A 15,335-nucleotide genomic window follows, 5' to 3' on the forward strand; every position below is an offset into this window, starting at 1 on the left:
CCTGCACGACCGTACGCCCGCCGCCCGGGGCCGGGGAGCACGCGGGCCGGCTACTTCCGGAAGAACCAGAGGATCAGCGTCAGCACCACGCTCACGATGATCGAGGTCATGATCGGGAAGTAGAAGGTGAACCCCTCCCGGCGCACCAGGATATCCCCCGGCAGCCGCCCCAGCCCGAGCTTCTGCAGCACCGGCCACAGCAGCCCCACGAGAAGGATCACCAGGCCCAGGATGATGAGGAATCTCTGCATGGAATGACGTAGTTCAAAGTTCAGGTTCAAAGTTCAAAGACAGCGAGCCGGACCGCCGTGCTCCAGCCGATGAAGCTGGCATCAAGTCTCCCCCTCATACTTTGAACGTTGAACTGAGCGCTTTGAACTCGGGTCGAGCGCATCAGCGCTCGACCCGCTCCACACCCCCCTCGCTCCCCACCAGCAGCAGGTCCGCCGGCCGCAGCGCGAAGAGGCCGTTGGTGACCACGCCCGGGAGGTCGTTGAGCGCGCGTTCGAGGCGGATGGGCTCGGCGATCTCGAGGCCGTGAACGTCCAGGATCAGGTTGCCGTTGTCGGTGGTGAAGCCCTCGCGCAGCACGGGCCGGCCGCCGAGGCGCGCCAGCTCGCGGCCGATGAAGGAGCGCGCCATGGGGATGACCTCCACCGGCAGCGGAAAGGCGCCGAGCACCCCCACGCGCTTGGCGGCATCGACGATGCACACGAACCGATCGCTCATGGCGGCGACGATCTTCTCCCGGGTGAGCGCACCGCCGCCGCCCTTGATCATCTGCAGGTGGCGGTTCACCTCGTCGGCACCGTCGACGTACAGGGCCAGGCCGTCCACTTCGTTGGCGTCGAGCACGGGGATGCCGAGCTCGCGCAGTCGCGCGCTGCTCGCCTCGGAGCTCGACACCGCGCCGCGGCAGTCGCGCCCGGGCAGGGCGTCGATGAAGTGATTGACCGTGGAGCCGGTGCCCACGCCGATGACGCTGCCCGCCTCCACCAGCGCCGCGGCCGCCTCGGCCGCCGCGCGCTTGCCCGCTTCCCCGCCCATGCCTGTGCCTCCCGGGTAGTCCGCCTGCTGCGTACAGGCCGTTGACGTCAGTCGCTTCGCCCTGTAGCCGGCCGGTCAGCCGCGACGTCGCGGCGGATTCACAGCCGTGCCCAGTGCGAGGCGGGGCGGGAGCGCCCGGGACACGCCGTGAATCCGTCCCTGGAGGCTCGTAGGCGAGGTCCCTCTCGCCTACGGTCCCGGGCGCTCCCGTCCCGCCTCGCACCGCCGGCGCCGAGGGCCTCCTCCGCGGTACTGTTGGCCGCCGGCCCCGCAGCGCCTGTCGCGTGCCTCGGCCGAATCATACTGACCGCGGCAAGCCGGTGGCCAGCGGCGCGCACGGACGCCGAGGCGGCGCGTTGCCGCCGGACCGGTGCAGGCTCCCCGCCGGTCCGCGCCTTATCAGCCCACCGGTCATCCATTACACTCGGGCACCGCAAAACCGCGAGCCGGTCGCCCGAATGAAGAACTACCTGCAGAGCATCCTCACCGCATCCGTCTACGACGTTGCCCGGCAGACCCCCCTGGAGGAGGCGGTGAACCTCTCCCGGCGCCTGAACAATCGCGTGCTGATGAAGCGCGAGGACCTGCAGCCGGTGTTCTCGTTCAAGATCCGCGGGGCCTACAACAAGATCTCCAAGCTCCCCGCGGAGCAGCGCGAGCGGGGGGTGATCTGCTCCTCCGCCGGCAACCACGCCCAGGGCGTGGCGCTGTCCGCCCAGCGCCTCGGCATCAAGGCGACTATCGTCATGCCGCGCACCACGCCGGCGATCAAGGTCAACGCCGTGCGCAACTTCGGCGGTCGGGTGGTGCTGCACGGGGACAGCTACGACGAGGCCAAGGCCCACGCCGAGAAGCTCGTCGCCGAGCGCGGGCTGACCTACATCCCGCCCTACGACGACCCGGACGTCATCGCCGGCCAGGGCACCGTGGGCATGGAGATCCTCAGCCAGCACCCGCGGCCGATCCACGCCATCTTCGTGCCCGTAGGCGGCGGCGGGCTCATCGCTGGCATCGCGGCCTACGTGAAGCAGCTGCGCCCGGACATCCGCATCATCAGCGTCGAGCCCGAGGATGCCCCGACCCTGGAGCGGGCCATGGCCGCCGGGCGGCGGGTAACCCTGGACGAGGTCGGGATCTTCGCCGACGGCGTGGCCGTGCGCCAGATCGGCAAGGAGACCTTCCGCATCGCCCGCGAGCTGGTGGACGAGTGCATGCTCGTCTCCACCGACGAGATCTGCGCCGGCATCAAGGACATCTTCGAGGACACCCGCTCGGTGATGGAGCCGGCCGGGGCGCTGGCCGTCGCCGGCATCAAGAAGTATGTCGAGGAGCGCGGCGTGCGCGCCGAGACGCTGGTCGGCATCAACTGCGGCGCCAACATGAACTTCAACCGCCTCGGCCACGTCGCCGAGCGCGCCGAGCTCGGCGAGCACCGCGAGGCGGTGCTGGCGGTGACCATCCCCGAGCGCCCCGGCAGCTTCCGCGAGTTCTGCGAGACCATCGGCAACCGCTCCATCACCGAGTTCAACTACCGGTTCGCCGACCCGACCGAGGCCCACGTCTTCGCCGGCATCGCCCTAAACGAGGGCCTGAACGAGCGCGACGAGGTCATCGCCGCCCTGCGCGAGCGGGGCTACCCCGTGCTCGACCTCACCGAGGACGAGATGGCCAAGGTCCATCTCCGGCACATGGTGGGCGGGCGCGGCCACAACGTCGCCGACGAGGTGCTCTACCACGTGCGCTTCCCGGAGCGGCCGGGGGCGCTGCTCAAGTTCCTGCGCCGGCTGGGCAAGCGCTGGAACATCTCCATGTTCCACTACCGCAATCACGGCGCCGATTACGGCCGCGTGCTGGTGGGCATTCAGGTGCCGCCGGACCAGCGGGGCCGGTTCCGCGAGAGCCTCGACAAGCTCGGCTACCCTTACAAGGACGAGACCGCCAACCCGGCCTACGCCCTGTTCCTGAGCTGAGCGTTCCGCCGCCGGGGGCGGGCGGGAACGCGGCGGCCTGACCCACGGAGGAGCTCATGACCACGAATACCTTCCGCGCCCTGCGCATCGAGCCCGAGGGCGATGGCTACGCCCGGCACATCCGCGAGCGCCGGCTGGAGGACCTACCCGCCGGTGACGTCCTGGTCCGCGTGCACTGGTCGGCGCTGAACTACAAGGATGGCCTCTCCGCCAGCGGCAACAAGGCGGTCACCCGGGAGTACCCCCACACCCCCGGCATCGACGCCGCCGGCGTGGTGGCCGCGAGCGACAGCCCCGACTGGCGTCCGGGCGACCCGGTGATCGTCACCAGCTACGACCTCGGCATGAATACCGATGGCGGCTTCGGCGAGTACATCCGCGTGCCGGCCGAGTGGGTCGTGCCCATGCCCGAGGGCATGGACGCCCGGGAGGCCATGATCCTTGGCACCGCCGGCTTTACCGCCGCGCTCTGCATCCGCGAGCTGCGCCTGCGGGAAGTCACGCCCGAATCCGGCGACGTCCTCGTCACCGGCGCGACGGGTGGTGTCGGCAGCCTTGCCGTCGCCCTGCTTCACCGGCTCGGTTACAGCGTCCATGCCGCCACCGGCAAGCGGGATGCCGAGGGCTGGCTGCGCGAGCTCGGTGCCGAAGAGATCGTCGACCGCGGCGAGCTGGCGGACGACTCCGGTCGACCCCTGCTGAAACCCCGCTGGGCCGGCGTGGTGGATACCGTGGGCGGCGAGATCCTCGCCCATGCGCTCAAGTGCACGGCCTACCGGGGTGCCGTGAGCTGCTGCGGCCTGGTGGCCTCGCCGGAGCTGCACACCACGGTCTTCCCCTTCATCCTCCGGCACGTAGCGCTCATGGGCGTGGACTCCCAGAACACCCCGGCGCCGATCCGGCGCGACGTCTGGTCGGACCTCGCCGGTGGCTGGAAGCCGGGCATGCTCGACACCATCGCGGTGGAGACGGATCTGGACGGCCTCGGCGCCGAGATCGACCGCATCCTGGCCGGCGGCGTCCGCGGCCGGGTGATCGTGCGCATGGCGCCGGAGCGCTAGCCCGCCGCCGACGGAGGCCGCTGTTCGACGTGGGGGTTCGCGGCGAGGGCGCCGCTGCCACAGGCTCCGATGCGGGCGCCGCGGCCAGGCAGAGCCTGTGGGAGGCGCGCCCCCGCGCCGAATTCCCCGCCCGGGGCCGCTACGGCACCGCCACGTCCACCCAGACGAGCCGGTGGTCCGAGCTCACCACGCCCCGGCCGTCGCCCACCAGCGCGCGCCCGGGTTCGTCGGGCGCCGGCCAGTGCACGCCGGCGTCCAGCATCGTCCAGCGCCGGTCCGGCAGGACGTAGTCGAGACGCAGGCCGAAGGCGCCGAACCAGCCCGTGTGCAGCGCCGGGTCCCCTGCCGGGCGGCGGCGCGCGCTGCGGCTGGCCACCGCGCCGCCGCGGCTGCGGGGCTGCGGGTCCTGCAGGCGTGGATGCCCCAGCAGGGAGCGGATCACCGCGCGCTCGCCGTCGCCGTCCGCCGGATCCGCGTTGAGGTCGCCGAGCAGCACGACGTGCGCTCCCCTCGCCAGGCCGCCGGATCGTCCCCTGTCATCCTCGACCCAGGCGGCGTCGTCGAGGTAGCCCAGCCAGAAGCGCAGCTCGTCGGCATTGCGCAGGCGGTTACGCCGCTCCGGCCCGTCGAAGGCAGGCGGCGTGGGGTGGCTTGCGAGGCAGTGCAGAATTCGGTCGCCCAGGGCCACCGGCACGTCCCAGTGGCTTTTGGAGGAGAGCGGCAACCAGGCCCGCGCGTGCGGCGGATACCAGTGCCCGCCCTGGTCGTCCCGCGGCAGCCGCGCACCCGGCAGGCGACACCAGGGGAAGCGGCGGAAGCTGCGCACCTGGCCGGTGAGAATCGGGTAGCGGGCGAGCAGTGCCATGCCGTACTGGCCCGGGAACTCGCCGAAGCCGAGGGCATCCCCGGGGCCGTCACAGCGGCCGTCGCGGTCCAGGTCGTAGCCCGACGGCACACCGGTGTTAACCGGCGCGCGGAAGCGGTAGGGGTAGTCGGCGCCCGCGGGAGCGAGGTAACCGTCGATGAACTGCGCCAGCGCCGCTCCGTCGGGGTCGTCATCGACCTCGTTCAGCAGCAGGATGTCCGGGGCGACCGCGGCGACAATGGCCGCCACGGCTGCGGCCTGGGGGTCGCCCGTGGCAAGGTCGCGGCAGAGGGCGCCGGCAGCCGGGCGGTTGAGCGCCGTATTGTAGCTGGCGATGCGGACCCGGGGCGGCGTGCTCATGGTGAGGTGCGCTGCGGCATTTACCAGAAGTGGTGGTTCTGGTAGAAATCAGGCCCTACATGTTGTGGAGGTAGCCGGATGGACATCGCCTCGCCCTGCATCGGCGTCTGCCGGGTAGACAACGGCCGCTGCCGCGGCTGCGGGCGCACGCTCAGCGAAATCGCCCAGTGGACGCGCTACAGCGACGCCGAGCGCGCGGCGATCATGCGCCGCCTGGCCCGCCAGGCGGCCCGATGACGGCCCACGAGCCCAAGCTCTGCCCCCGATGCGGGCGGGACTTCGAGTGCCGGCTCGGTTCCATCCATCGCTGCCAGTGCGTGGATGTCCCGCTGGACGACGAGCTCCGCGAGGCCATCGCCCGCCGCTATGACGACTGCCTCTGCCGCGACTGCCTCCAGCAGCTGGCGCGCCGGCCGGAGGCCATCACCGGCTGCCGCTGAACGTCAGGCGCGGCCGGCGTCGAAGTCCGTCGGGGCGTGGAAGTACTCGCTGCTGCGGGCGAAGTCCTCCACCAGCTGGTGGAGCGCCTCCATGCGCAGCTCCGCGGTGCAGAGTGAGGCGCAATCCTCGCAGTCCGGGTCACCGCAAGGCTGGCGGGCATAGAGCCAGTACTGCACCGCACCGGCCAGCAGCCCGTCGGCGATCTCCCAGACGTCCCCCTCAGGCTCGGCGTCGGCCAGGCGGTTGCCGAGCTCGACGGCCTCCCGCGAGGCGATATCGTAGCTTGCTTCCTCGTCGCTCATCGGCGGTCCTGTGCTGTGCACGCTGTTGCGGCGGCTGACGTGAATGGTACCAGTCCGCGGGCCTGGGCTGGCCGCGGGATGCGTCCCGGCGAGGTTTGTCGCTATCATCCCGGAATGCTGGGGCCGTGCCCCGGCGTTCCGGATTGAAGGTTTGCTGTGGAAAGCCTGTTCAGCACTGTCGAGCCGCCCGCCAGCGCCCGGCTCTCCGACGCCATAGCCGAGCAGATCGAGCGACACGTGGTGGAAGGGCGGCTGCGCCCGGGAGACGCCTTGCCGGCGGAGCGCGAGCTCTCCCGGCAGATGGAGGTCTCGCGGCCCTCCCTGCGGGAGGCCCTGCTGAAGCTCGAGGCCAGGGGCATCCTCGCCGTGCGCCGGAATGCCGGCTATACCGTGGCCGAGGTCACGGCGCCCAGCCTGACCGACCCGCTGCTGCGCCTCATGGAGACGCAGCCCAAGGCGGTGGCGGACGTGCTCGAGCTGCGTCAGGGCCTGGAGACGCTCACCGCCGCCCTCGCCGCCATGCGCGCGAGCGACGAGGACCTGCAGGCCATCGAGCTCGCCGCCGAGCGCATGGAGGAGGCCCAGGAAGCCGGGGACGCCGGCACCGCCGCGGAGTGGGATGCGCGGCTGCACCTCGCGGTGGCGGAGGCGAGCCACAACGTGGCGCTGGTGCACGTCATGCGCGGGCTGTTCTCGGTGATGCGCGATCACGTGCGTCGCGCGCGGGAGGCCCTGCTGGTGCGCGAGGCCGCCGAGCATCTGCTGCGCGACCAGCATCGCGCCCTGGTGGACGCAGTGCGTGCGGGCGACCCGGAGGCCGCGGTGCGTGCCGCCGAGGTGCACCTGCGCTTCGTGCGTACCGGCGTGGGCCAGGGCGGCAGCGGACCCCCGTCCGGATGAGACCGGACTGCGGTGCCGGCCGCGACGCATCGCCCCGACCCTGCGGGCGCCGAACCCAATGGAGACGAGCAGCATGACCGACAGCATGGACCCGCAGGGCGCCATCGAGCAGGTAGGGCGCCTGATCCGGGACATCCCCGACTTCCCCAAGCCGGGCATCGTGTTCAAGGACATCACGCCGCTGCTGGGCGATGCCCGGGGCTTCCGTGCCAGCATCGACCTGTTCGCGGAGCGGCTCGGGGGCGAGCCGCTCGACTACGTGGTGGGGATCGAGTCCCGGGGGTTCATCTTCGGCGCGGCACTGGCCGATCGCATCGGCGCCGGCTTCATACCCGTGCGCAAGCCGGGCAAGCTGCCGGCGGAGGTGCACCGCTGCGAGTATCAGCTGGAGTACGGCACCGACGCCCTGGAGGTCCACCGCGACGCCTTCGGCGCCGGCGCCCGGGCGGTGATCATCGACGACCTCCTCGCCACCGGCGGCACCGCCCACGCCACCGGCCAGCTCATCCGCCGCCTCGGCGGCGAGCTGGTCGGCTACCTCTTCCTCATCGAGCTCACCTTCCTCAACGGCCGCCGACGCCTGGACAACGCCCCGGTCACTTCCCTGATTCGCTACTGATTTCGCTTGATTCTGGCGTTGGATTAAACACAACGACACGACGGGCACAACGATTCACGACGCGAGAGAGACGGAGAAAGACTGGAACGCCAAGAGCGTGATGAGGTTTGCCTGCAAGACGCTCCAGCCGATCTCCGCGGCTTTCTACTTCGTTTCGGGAATTTTCGCTCGTAGCGGTTCTGCCGGGCTCTGCAAAGGAATATCTCTTCCGTTGTGAATCGTTGTGCCCGTTGTGTCGTTGTGTTTAAACCTCACGCCCGCAGCGGTTGCAGACCGCGCTACCGACCGACCGCCGCCAGCCCGCGCAAGGTGTCGTAGATGCGTTGGTGCTCGGGGGTGGCGATGCCGTGCCGGGCGCCGAGGGTGAGGATCGCGCCGGTGATGGCGTCGAGCTCGAGGCGGCGGCCGGCGCGGTAGTCCTGGAGCATGGAGGAGACGTTGTCCGCGGTGGCGCGGGCCACCGCCGCGGTGCGTGCGGCGGCGCCCTCGGCGAAGCGGTAGCCGGCGGCGGCGAGCACCGCGTCCGCCTCGGCACCGAGGGACTCCAGGGCCGCCCGTGCCCCCGGGATCTCCAGAACCCCGCCGTTGCGGCAGTCGTGCAGCACGGTGAGCGGATTGAGCAGGGCGTTGACCCGCAGCTTGTCCACGAGCCAGCGGCGGATGTCCGGTACTGGCTCGCAGCCGAGCCCGGCGGGCCCGAGCCGCTGGCACCAGTCGACGTCGTCACCCTGCAGGGGCCCGATGCGGGTGACGCCGATACCGGCATGCACCACTGTGCGGGCGTCCCGGCGCCAGGCGCCCTCCGTAGTGCAGCCCGCGCTCACCGGATGACCGGGGAGCGCGGCCGCCACCGCATCCTGGCTGCCCAGGCCGTTCTGCAGGGTCAGCACCGCCGCGCCGGGCGGCAGTGCTGGTGCCAGCTGCCGGATCGCCGGGGCGGCGTCGTGAGCCTTGGTGCAGAGGATGACATGGCTCAGATCCGGGGGTGGCGAGTCGATGCCGCTGGCGGGCAGGGACAGCTCGCGACGCTCGCCGCCACGCTCCAGGCGGATGCGCTCCTCGGTTGGCCTATGGCCGGGGCGGCGCAGCAGGTGCACGGACTGGCCGGAGGCGGCGAGCGACGCCCCGAACAGCAGCCCCAGGCTGCCGGCGCCGAGGATCGCGATGCGCGGCGCGGCCATCAGAACCGCAGTCGCGCACCCACGGTGAGCAGCTCCTGCTCGTCGCCGAGCTCCAATTCGCCGCCCACCTGCACCCGGCGGCCGACGTCGACCCAGGTCTCGCCGTAGAGCCCGAGCTCCTCGTCGCTGTCGAGGTCGTAGTAGACGGCGCCGCCGCCGAGGGTAACCCCGGGCGAAATGGTGCCGAGCACGCCCCCGCGCAGGCCGAAGCCGTCATCGTCCCGCTCGCTGGCGCCGCGCTCCAGCTCGCGGTTCTCGTAGAACAACTCGCCGATGAGGTCGAAGTTGCGGCTGATGGGGCCATGCAGGCCGCCACCGAGGCGGAAGTCCTCGCGGTCGACCCCGGCATCCAGGTCCCAGGCCGCGTAGCGGCCGAGGAGATAGGCATTCGGGCCGATGCTGAACTTGCCGTCCAGCACCAGTCCCTCGCCGTCGCGGTCGCGCTCGTCGAGCTCGATCAGGCCGACGCCGAGGCCGACGTGATCATAGCTGGGCTCCGCGGCTGCCGTTCCGGCTGCCAGCGTTGCGGCGGCTGCCGCCGCGGCAAGCGTCATGGTCTGGCGCATTTCAGGCTCTCCGTTGTCATGCGATCAAACGTGGCCGGCCCGCAGCCGGGAAACGTTCCACGGCGCAGGCTCCTGGGGGCCGCATGGCCCAGGCGCCCAGTGTCCACGCAATGCCCTGCCGCTGCAGCGGTGCCCGCGATTCGCCGCGTGCAGCGCCTCCTGCGTCGCTCAAAGACGACGGTCACGGCCTGGTGGGAGGGCCCGCCCGCAGCGGCGATGGGCTGCCTCAGCCGAGCTCGAGCGTGCCCGCCGGCGCGTGTCCCTGCCAGCGCGCCACCACCCGCCGCATCCAGCGTGTCGCCGGGTCCTCGGCCGTCAGCAGTGCCTGGGCGCCCTCGGCATCGACCCACCGCGCCGCGTCATGCTCCGGGGACAGGCGTGGCGGTACCGCCGCCGGGACGCGGCAGAGGTAGGTCACGCCCACCAGCTCGTGATCCGCGTCCGCCGGCCCGCGGTGAAAGTGGGCGGTCCCGAGCAGGGCCACCGGCTCGGCGGCCAGGCCCGTCTCCTCCCGCACCTCGCGGCGCAGGGCGTCCTCGAAGCCCTCGCCCTGCTCGAGGCGCCCGGTGATGCACTCCCAGGCGCCGGGGGCATAGTCTCGATGGTGGGCGCGGCGCAGCAGCAGGACGCGCCCGTCCGGCGCCTCCAGCAGCGCCGCGATGCCGGCGAGAAAACGCCCGACGGTCATGGTCGCTGGTCCGGCAGCCGGGCGGCGCTGTCGCCGGCAGGCGACGATCGGCCGCGGAAGAAGCCCGCGATACGCCGCCCCACTGCCCGCAGGCCCCGAAGGATCCGCGGCAGCAGCCATACCAGCAGCGCGATGAAGGCCACCAGCAGGATCAGGAACAGCCAGGGGTGGTTGAGCGCGAGCCAGAGCCCGCCGATCACCGCCACGTCCTCCGAGATGGAGGCGGTCCAGTTCGAGAACGGCTCCGGCGAGGTGTTGATCAGCGCGCGCCCGCCGGCCTTGAGCGAGTGACTCCCCGCCGCCAGCCCGCCGCCCACCAGCGCCGCCGCGAGCTCGGCCGCCGGCGCCACGTCGCCCACCGCCGCCGCGGCCAGGAGGGCGCCGGCAGGCAGCCGCACCAGCGTGTGCAGCGCATCCCAGCCGGTATCCACCCCCGGCGTCTTGTCGGCCACGAACTCCACCATGTACATGAGCCCCGCTGCGGCAATGACCAGCGGATCCGCCAGCACCTCGAGGCCCGCCGGCAGCGAGGCATAGCCGAGCCGCTGCATGAGCCCGAGGGTGAGCATGGCGGCGTAAAGGTTGATGCCGCTCGCCCAGCCGACGCCCAGGGTGAGGGCGATTAGCCCGGTAACGGAGTCGAGCGTTTCCATATCGGCCTGCCTGCCCGTGGCGGAGTTTCGATCACCCGTCAGGGTACCGCGCGCGGCGCTGAACGGCAGCTGAACGCAAACGTGACAGCCGTCGCACGCCCGTCGTCGCATTCGCCGCTACGCGCCAGTATTGCGAAATCGCGCGCACTTCGGGGAACCCTTGCCCTATAGCGTGCACCCTGCCACTGGGCCGCCAATCGAAGAATCACGCGGCCGGGGCTCAAACAGGGGGCCAGAATCATGTTCGCGTTTCTCCGTACCCGTCGTATCTTCCAGTCGGTGCTGCCGCTGGCGGCCCTGATGGCCGGCCTGATGGCGATCCCCGCCCCGGCGGCCGCCGAGGACGCGCGCCTGCTGGTGCAGCCGCGTCCGGGGCTGTCCGAGGGTCGCCTGGGCAGTGTGCTGCGCGGGCTGGGCGCCGTGCGCACCGGCCGCATCGAGGCCATCGACGTGATCACGCTGCGCGTCCCGGAGCAGGCCCGGGAGCGGGTGCTCACCGCGCTGCAGCGCAATCCCCATATCAGCTTCGCGGAGCCGGACCGGCTCGTGCCGCCGGTGGCGACGAGCCCCAACGACCCCTACTATGACGACGCCTGGCACCTGCCGCAGATCCAGGCCCCCACCGCCTGGGACAGCAGCCGCGGCAGCGGCCGCGTGGTGGCGGTTCTCGACACCGGCGTGGACGCCGGCCACGCCGACCTCGGTGCCAACGTCCTGCCCGGCTACAACAGCGTCTCCGGCAGCAGCGACAGCAGTGACGTCCACGGCCACGGCACCCTGGTGGCCGGCGTTGTGGCCGCCCTCGGCGACAACGGCGAGGGCGTGGCCTCGCTGGCGTGGCAGACCGGGATCCTGCCGGTCCGCATCACCGACCGCGACGACGGTTACGCCTACTTCAGCGACATTGCCAACGGCCTCACCTGGGCGGCGGACAATGGCGCCCATGTGGCCAACATCAGCTACAACGTCTCCGGCAGCTCGACCATCCAGAGCGCGGCCAAGTACATGATGGATCGCGGTGGCCTGGTGGTGGTGGCCGCCGGCAACGACGGCAGCGACCCCGGCTACTCGGACTCCCCCTATCTGATCGCGGTCTCGGCCACGAACAGCAGCGACAGCAAGACCAGCTGGTCCAACTACGGCTACTACATCGACGTCGCCGCTCCCGGTGCCGGCATTTGGACCACCAAGCGCGGCGGCGGCTACGGCTCGGCCTCCGGTACCTCTTTCGCGAGCCCGGTCACCGCGGGCGTCATCGCCCTCATGACGGCGGGCAACGAAGGCCTGGCCCCGGCGGACGTCGAGCGCCTGCTCGAGGCCTCCGCCGATGATCTGGGGCTCGAGGGCGCGGACACCTACTACGGCCACGGCCGGGTTAACGCTGCCGAGGCGGTGAGTGCCGCGGCAAGTGTCAACGATTCGGACACCACCGCACCGGCGGTCAGCCTCGTCTCACCGGCGGAAGGCGCGGAGGTCTCCGGGCTGGTGGCCGTGGACGTGGATGCCAGCGACAGCAGCGGCGTGAGCTACGTGGAGCTGCAGGTCAACGGCGCCCCAGTGGCTACCGACGAGACCTCCCCCTGGGGCTTTTCCTGGGACAGCGAGACCGTCAGCGACGGCGACGCCCGCCTGAGCGTCAAGGCGGTTGACAGCGCCGGCAACAGCGCCACCGACGAGGTCGGCGTGCTGGTCGCCAACACCAGCGACGACGCCGGTGCGCCGACCGTCACCATCACCAGCCCCGCCGACGGCGCCACCGTCTCCGGCCACGTGGACATCGCCGCCTACGCCGAGGACGACACCGGCGTCGAGATGCTAAGCATCCTGGTGGACGGCAAGCTCCTCTGCGCCGGCGGGAGCGCGACTCTCAACTGCCGCTGGAACAGCCGTAAGGCGGACGCGGGCAGCCATACCATCACCGCCGAGGCCGAGGACGCCGCAGGGAACACCGGCAGCGCGTCGGTGGGTGTGACCGTGGACGGCAAGGATGACGACAGTGATACGGGGGGCGGCAACGGAAACAACGGCAATAATGGGAAGGGACCCAAGAAGTAGTTCATGCCGCTCGTCCCGGATAAATCAAAAACGCGGGGCGAGCGGCTAGCTTCTTCTCGGGCAACTACTTAGAGAATCGACGCGCGCCAATGAACCCCGCGATGCCTGTGGCAAAGAGGATGAGACTACCCGGCGCGGGCACCCCCCCGGCAGGTGTATCGCCGCCCTCCCCATAGAGGCCAGCCACTACACCACTGTCGTCGCCATCTTCACCGACGCTTTGGAAGCTTGCTGCGGCTTGGTAGCCGCCATTTCCTGCGCCGGATAACGGCGCATTAAGGAACGTGTCTAAATCCCAAACGAACTGGTCGGTAGTGAGTGTAAAGACCAGTTTCAAGTCTCTTCCGAGGCGACTGCCCGAGTCGTCGCTTTCGTTGACCAACTCGAAGGTGCCAGCACCACCAGAGTTTCCATTGGCATCGTTCAGCGACCAACCCGAGTCGACATCCGATAGGCTTTCTACCAAGGCCATCGTCAAGTCGTTGGCTGTGAAGGACCCGGCGCCGCCGAATTCGTGAAGCGAGAAGAACAACTGGTCTATACGGGGAGGATTTCCGGTCCCACTTCCACCATCTGTTCCACTCCAAGAGTCACTCGACGCCGCGTTAAGAAGGGTCCACGTGGTTTGGCTGTCGGAGTCAATCGTGATTCCAAGTTGAGCGGCCAGTCCGAATGTAGTGTCTACCTCGGCCATATCCACGAAGACATCGTAGTCACTCGCGGTAAGTGCTGCACTTGCTGAAGCGCAGAAGGCCAGGGACACGATCGCGAGCCCCATCGATGTCGCGTGCCGTCTGAGTACTGTTCCTGAAGGCATTGTTCTTTTCCTCACGGAGGACGTGATACAGTTCTGCAACTTAGGAAGCATGATTCAGGCCAACAAAAAACAAGCAAAAAATACAGCAAGTTAGCGCTATGCTAATGGCTTGCATGTAAAGAAGTCGGACACTTTAGTCAGACAGTCTCACCCCGCAGCAAACGTATGTTTGCTGCTCTGGTGGGTGCTAGGAGTCAACGAATCAAACGCCGCCGAGCCAGCGCTGTCGCGATCCAGTAGGCGGAGACGGCGTAGCTGGCGATTACCAGCAGATGCAACATGGCGGCATCCGGGACGCCGCCCGTCATAAGCGGCCGTACCAGCAGCACCACGTGGGCCAGGGGCAGGAACATCGCCCCCGCGGAAACCGCGCCGGGCAGGCTCTCCAGGGGGAAGAACACGCCGGAGAGCAGCAGCATGGGCGTTAGCACCAGGGTGAAGTAGTAGAGGAAGAAGTCGTAGCTCTTCGAGATGGCGGTCACGATCATCGCGATGGCCGCGAAGCAGAGCCCCGCCAGCCCGATCACCGGGAGCACCAGCAGCGCCCGCAGATCCGCCACCAGGCCGAGGGACGCCGCCACGATCAGGATGGCGGTGGAGTTGATCAACGCCTTGGTCGCCGCCCAGACGATCTCCCCCAGCACGATGTCATCCACGTTCATGGGCGCGGCCAGCATCGCCGCCCAGGTCTGCTGCATGGTCAGCCGGGTATAGGCCGAGTACAGCGCCTCGAAGGTCGCGCCGGTCATGGCGCTGGAGCATATGATCCCCGAGCCGAGGAAGACCATGTAGGTCATCCCCTCGATCTCGCCCACCAGCTGCCCGAGCCCGTAGCCAAGCGCCAGCAGGTACAGCACCGGCTCGCCGAAGTTGCCGAGCAGCGAGGGGATCATCAGCTTGCGCCATACCCGCAGGTTGCGCAGCCAAACGGCGAGAAAGCGCAGACTGAGCCAGGGCGGCTGGGTCAGGTAATGAATGAGCGTGGGCTCGGCTGGGGGATTCCGCACGGGGTGCGACCTCTTCCTATGAGCAGTGGACGGGTTACGGTTCGGCTGCCGCGCGGATGTTGGCTGGCTCCGCCGTAGGTCGGGAAGCGCCGCAGGCGCTACCCGACACGCCGTCAGGCGAAATCCCCCACGGCCGCGCTGCGCGCGGCTGTCGGCGAGCGCTGCCGCGCTTGCCGAGCTACACCTGGCTCAGCCTCTGACTCTGAGCCCCGCGGGGCCGCCGAGGTTCAGGCCCAGAGGCTCTCCAGCCCGAAGGTGATCGCATCGAAGGGCGGCTGGCAGACCGGGTCGTCGTCCTTCAGCGCAGCGAGCATGAGCCAGCGGCCTTCGTCCTGTAGTGCGAAGACTTCGAGCGTACGGGCATCCGGGTCCACCAGCCAGAGGTGATGCACGCCCTCCCGGGCGTAGATCGGCATCTTGATGGCTCGGTCGGCGCGTGCCGTTGCCGGGGAGAGGATCTCGCAGACCCAGTCCGGCGCGAGCTCGAACCAGGCCGTGTCCGGCAGCGACGGCATGCGCTCGCGCCGCCAGCCGGCCAGATCCGGAACCAGGACATCCTCGCCCAGGTGAACCTCCGGCTCGTCGAGTATCCACCAGCCGCCCGGGCCGTCGATGCCGCCGTCAAAAGGCCCGCCGATGCGATAACCGAGCGCGGAATAGGCCCGCGCATGCCGCGGCGCGGGCCGCGGATGGGTGTGCAGGTCGCCGCCGAGGAGCTCGCCCACCAGATGGTCGGGAAGCGCGAGGATGTCCTCGTAGGTCGCCTGCCGGGGCGCTGGATCCGTCATCGCACAGACCTCCCA

18 protein-coding genes are annotated in these 15,335 nt (G+C 69.9%); 7 read left to right on the top strand and 11 right to left on the bottom strand.

Annotation, left to right across the window (positions count from 1 at the left end; genetic code table 11):
* Positions 1-50: 50 nt before the first annotated feature.
* Both LMH63_RS01990 and rpiA read right to left on the bottom strand, forming a co-directional pair.
* On the bottom strand, positions 51-251 hold the full coding sequence (locus tag LMH63_RS01990) for a DUF2905 domain-containing protein (protein WP_109680099.1): 201 nt from the start codon (positions 249-251) through the stop codon (positions 51-53).
* Positions 252-393: 142 nt separating this feature from the next.
* The gene (rpiA, locus tag LMH63_RS01995) at positions 394-1,047 is read right to left on the bottom strand and encodes a ribose-5-phosphate isomerase RpiA (protein WP_109680100.1); all 654 of its coding nucleotides are present in this window, start codon (positions 1,045-1,047) and stop codon (positions 394-396) included.
* 458 nt (positions 1,048-1,505) lie between these two features.
* Between rpiA and ilvA the strand changes: the two genes are divergently transcribed.
* The gene (ilvA, locus tag LMH63_RS02000) at positions 1,506-3,017 is read left to right on the top strand and encodes a threonine ammonia-lyase, biosynthetic (protein WP_109680101.1); all 1,512 of its coding nucleotides are present in this window, start codon (positions 1,506-1,508) and stop codon (positions 3,015-3,017) included.
* Between the two features lie 56 nt (positions 3,018-3,073).
* Positions 3,074-4,078, top strand: a complete 1,005-nt coding sequence (locus LMH63_RS02005) for a YhdH/YhfP family quinone oxidoreductase (protein ID WP_109680102.1) — start codon at positions 3,074-3,076, stop codon at positions 4,076-4,078.
* Positions 4,079-4,217: 139 nt separating this feature from the next.
* Here the strand turns inward: LMH63_RS02005 and LMH63_RS02010 are convergent, their stop codons facing one another.
* Positions 4,218-5,303 (bottom strand): endonuclease/exonuclease/phosphatase family protein, encoded by a 1,086-nt coding sequence (locus LMH63_RS02010; RefSeq protein WP_109680103.1) that lies wholly within the window; start codon positions 5,301-5,303, stop codon positions 4,218-4,220.
* Between the two features lie 78 nt (positions 5,304-5,381).
* Between LMH63_RS02010 and LMH63_RS02015 the strand changes: the two genes are divergently transcribed.
* Positions 5,382-5,540: a DUF1289 domain-containing protein gene (locus tag LMH63_RS02015; protein WP_109680104.1), complete on the top strand. Its 159-nt coding sequence runs from the start codon at positions 5,382-5,384 to the stop codon at positions 5,538-5,540.
* The gene (locus LMH63_RS02020; protein ID WP_109680105.1) at positions 5,537-5,743 is read left to right on the top strand and encodes a cysteine-rich CWC family protein; all 207 of its coding nucleotides are present in this window, start codon (positions 5,537-5,539) and stop codon (positions 5,741-5,743) included. Before LMH63_RS02015 ends, LMH63_RS02020 begins: the two co-directional genes overlap by 4 nt.
* Before the next feature lie 3 nt (positions 5,744-5,746).
* Here LMH63_RS02020 and LMH63_RS02025 read toward each other — a convergent pair whose 3' ends face one another.
* A complete protein-coding gene (locus tag LMH63_RS02025; RefSeq protein ID WP_109680106.1) occupies positions 5,747-6,046 on the bottom strand; it encodes a hypothetical protein in 300 nt (99 codons plus the stop codon).
* 156 nt (positions 6,047-6,202) lie between these two features.
* Between LMH63_RS02025 and LMH63_RS02030 the strand changes: the two genes are divergently transcribed.
* Positions 6,203-6,946, top strand: coding sequence for an FCD domain-containing protein (locus tag LMH63_RS02030; RefSeq protein ID WP_109680107.1), 744 nt, complete (start codon positions 6,203-6,205; stop codon positions 6,944-6,946).
* A gap of 73 nt (positions 6,947-7,019) precedes the next feature.
* Entirely contained in the window at positions 7,020-7,565 is a 546-nt protein-coding gene (locus LMH63_RS02035; protein WP_109680108.1) for an adenine phosphoribosyltransferase, read from the top strand.
* A 278-nt stretch (positions 7,566-7,843) separates the two neighbouring features.
* Here LMH63_RS02035 and LMH63_RS02040 read toward each other — a convergent pair whose 3' ends face one another.
* From LMH63_RS02040 to LMH63_RS02055, 4 genes are all read right to left on the bottom strand, one after another.
* Positions 7,844-8,746 carry a ketopantoate reductase family protein gene (locus LMH63_RS02040; RefSeq protein WP_109680109.1) on the bottom strand — a complete coding sequence of 301 codons (903 nt, stop codon included), beginning with the start codon at positions 8,744-8,746 and terminating at the stop codon, positions 7,844-7,846.
* Positions 8,746-9,312, bottom strand: a complete 567-nt coding sequence (locus LMH63_RS02045) for a hypothetical protein (RefSeq protein WP_109680110.1) — start codon at positions 9,310-9,312, stop codon at positions 8,746-8,748. The genes LMH63_RS02040 and LMH63_RS02045 overlap by 1 nt, the downstream gene beginning before the upstream one ends.
* Before the next feature lie 226 nt (positions 9,313-9,538).
* On the bottom strand, positions 9,539-10,000 hold the full coding sequence (locus LMH63_RS02050) for an NUDIX domain-containing protein (RefSeq protein ID WP_199225752.1): 462 nt from the start codon (positions 9,998-10,000) through the stop codon (positions 9,539-9,541).
* A complete protein-coding gene (locus tag LMH63_RS02055; RefSeq protein ID WP_109680112.1) occupies positions 9,997-10,653 on the bottom strand; it encodes a DUF4126 domain-containing protein in 657 nt (218 codons plus the stop codon). The genes LMH63_RS02050 and LMH63_RS02055 overlap by 4 nt, the downstream gene beginning before the upstream one ends.
* 240 nt (positions 10,654-10,893) lie before the next feature.
* Here LMH63_RS02055 and LMH63_RS02060 point away from each other — a divergent pair, with 240 nt between their 5' ends.
* Positions 10,894-12,708 (top strand): S8 family serine peptidase, encoded by a 1,815-nt coding sequence (locus tag LMH63_RS02060; RefSeq protein WP_199225753.1) that lies wholly within the window; start codon positions 10,894-10,896, stop codon positions 12,706-12,708.
* 64 nt (positions 12,709-12,772) lie between these two features.
* Here LMH63_RS02060 and LMH63_RS02065 read toward each other — a convergent pair whose 3' ends face one another.
* The 3 genes from LMH63_RS02065 to LMH63_RS02075 all read right to left on the bottom strand — a co-directional run bounded on the left by LMH63_RS02065 (position 12,773) and on the right by LMH63_RS02075 (position 15,320).
* The gene (locus LMH63_RS02065; protein ID WP_158280474.1) at positions 12,773-13,486 is read right to left on the bottom strand and encodes a PEP-CTERM sorting domain-containing protein; all 714 of its coding nucleotides are present in this window, start codon (positions 13,484-13,486) and stop codon (positions 12,773-12,775) included.
* A 233-nt stretch (positions 13,487-13,719) separates the two neighbouring features.
* Positions 13,720-14,532, bottom strand: a complete 813-nt coding sequence (locus tag LMH63_RS02070; protein ID WP_373317891.1) for an ABC transporter permease — start codon at positions 14,530-14,532, stop codon at positions 13,720-13,722.
* 227 nt (positions 14,533-14,759) lie between these two features.
* Positions 14,760-15,320, bottom strand: coding sequence for a Uma2 family endonuclease (locus LMH63_RS02075; protein WP_109680114.1), 561 nt, complete (start codon positions 15,318-15,320; stop codon positions 14,760-14,762).
* Positions 15,321-15,335 lie beyond the last annotated feature (15 nt).

The sequence above is a fragment of the Spiribacter halobius genome (assembly GCF_020883455.1).
GTDB classification, from domain to species: Bacteria; Pseudomonadota; Gammaproteobacteria; order Nitrococcales; family Nitrococcaceae; genus Sediminicurvatus; species Sediminicurvatus halobius.

Bases quoted from the DNA above. Each gene is read 5' to 3' on its own strand.
- LMH63_RS01990 (WP_109680099.1), bottom strand. From the start codon at position 251: ATGCAGAGATTCCTCATCATCCTGGGCCTGGTGATCCTTCTCGTGGGG.
- rpiA (WP_109680100.1), bottom strand. From the start codon at position 1,047: ATGGGCGGGGAAGCGGGCAAGCGCGCGGCGGCCGAGGCGGCCGCGGCG.
- ilvA (WP_109680101.1), top strand. From the start codon at position 1,506: ATGAAGAACTACCTGCAGAGCATCCTCACCGCATCCGTCTACGACGTT.
- LMH63_RS02005 (WP_109680102.1), top strand. From the start codon at position 3,074: ATGACCACGAATACCTTCCGCGCCCTGCGCATCGAGCCCGAGGGCGAT.
- LMH63_RS02010 (WP_109680103.1), bottom strand. From the start codon at position 5,303: ATGAGCACGCCGCCCCGGGTCCGCATCGCCAGCTACAATACGGCGCTC.
- LMH63_RS02015 (WP_109680104.1), top strand. From the start codon at position 5,382: ATGGACATCGCCTCGCCCTGCATCGGCGTCTGCCGGGTAGACAACGGC.
- LMH63_RS02020 (WP_109680105.1), top strand. From the start codon at position 5,537: ATGACGGCCCACGAGCCCAAGCTCTGCCCCCGATGCGGGCGGGACTTC.
- LMH63_RS02025 (WP_109680106.1), bottom strand. From the start codon at position 6,046: ATGAGCGACGAGGAAGCAAGCTACGATATCGCCTCGCGGGAGGCCGTC.
- LMH63_RS02035 (WP_109680108.1), top strand. From the start codon at position 7,020: ATGACCGACAGCATGGACCCGCAGGGCGCCATCGAGCAGGTAGGGCGC.
- LMH63_RS02040 (WP_109680109.1), bottom strand. From the start codon at position 8,746: ATGGCCGCGCCGCGCATCGCGATCCTCGGCGCCGGCAGCCTGGGGCTG.
- LMH63_RS02045 (WP_109680110.1), bottom strand. From the start codon at position 9,312: ATGCGCCAGACCATGACGCTTGCCGCGGCGGCAGCCGCCGCAACGCTG.
- LMH63_RS02050 (WP_199225752.1), bottom strand. From the start codon at position 10,000: ATGACCGTCGGGCGTTTTCTCGCCGGCATCGCGGCGCTGCTGGAGGCG.
- LMH63_RS02055 (WP_109680112.1), bottom strand. From the start codon at position 10,653: ATGGAAACGCTCGACTCCGTTACCGGGCTAATCGCCCTCACCCTGGGC.
- LMH63_RS02060 (WP_199225753.1), top strand. From the start codon at position 10,894: ATGTTCGCGTTTCTCCGTACCCGTCGTATCTTCCAGTCGGTGCTGCCG.
- LMH63_RS02065 (WP_158280474.1), bottom strand. From the start codon at position 13,486: ATGGGGCTCGCGATCGTGTCCCTGGCCTTCTGCGCTTCAGCAAGTGCA.
- LMH63_RS02075 (WP_109680114.1), bottom strand. From the start codon at position 15,320: ATGACGGATCCAGCGCCCCGGCAGGCGACCTACGAGGACATCCTCGCG.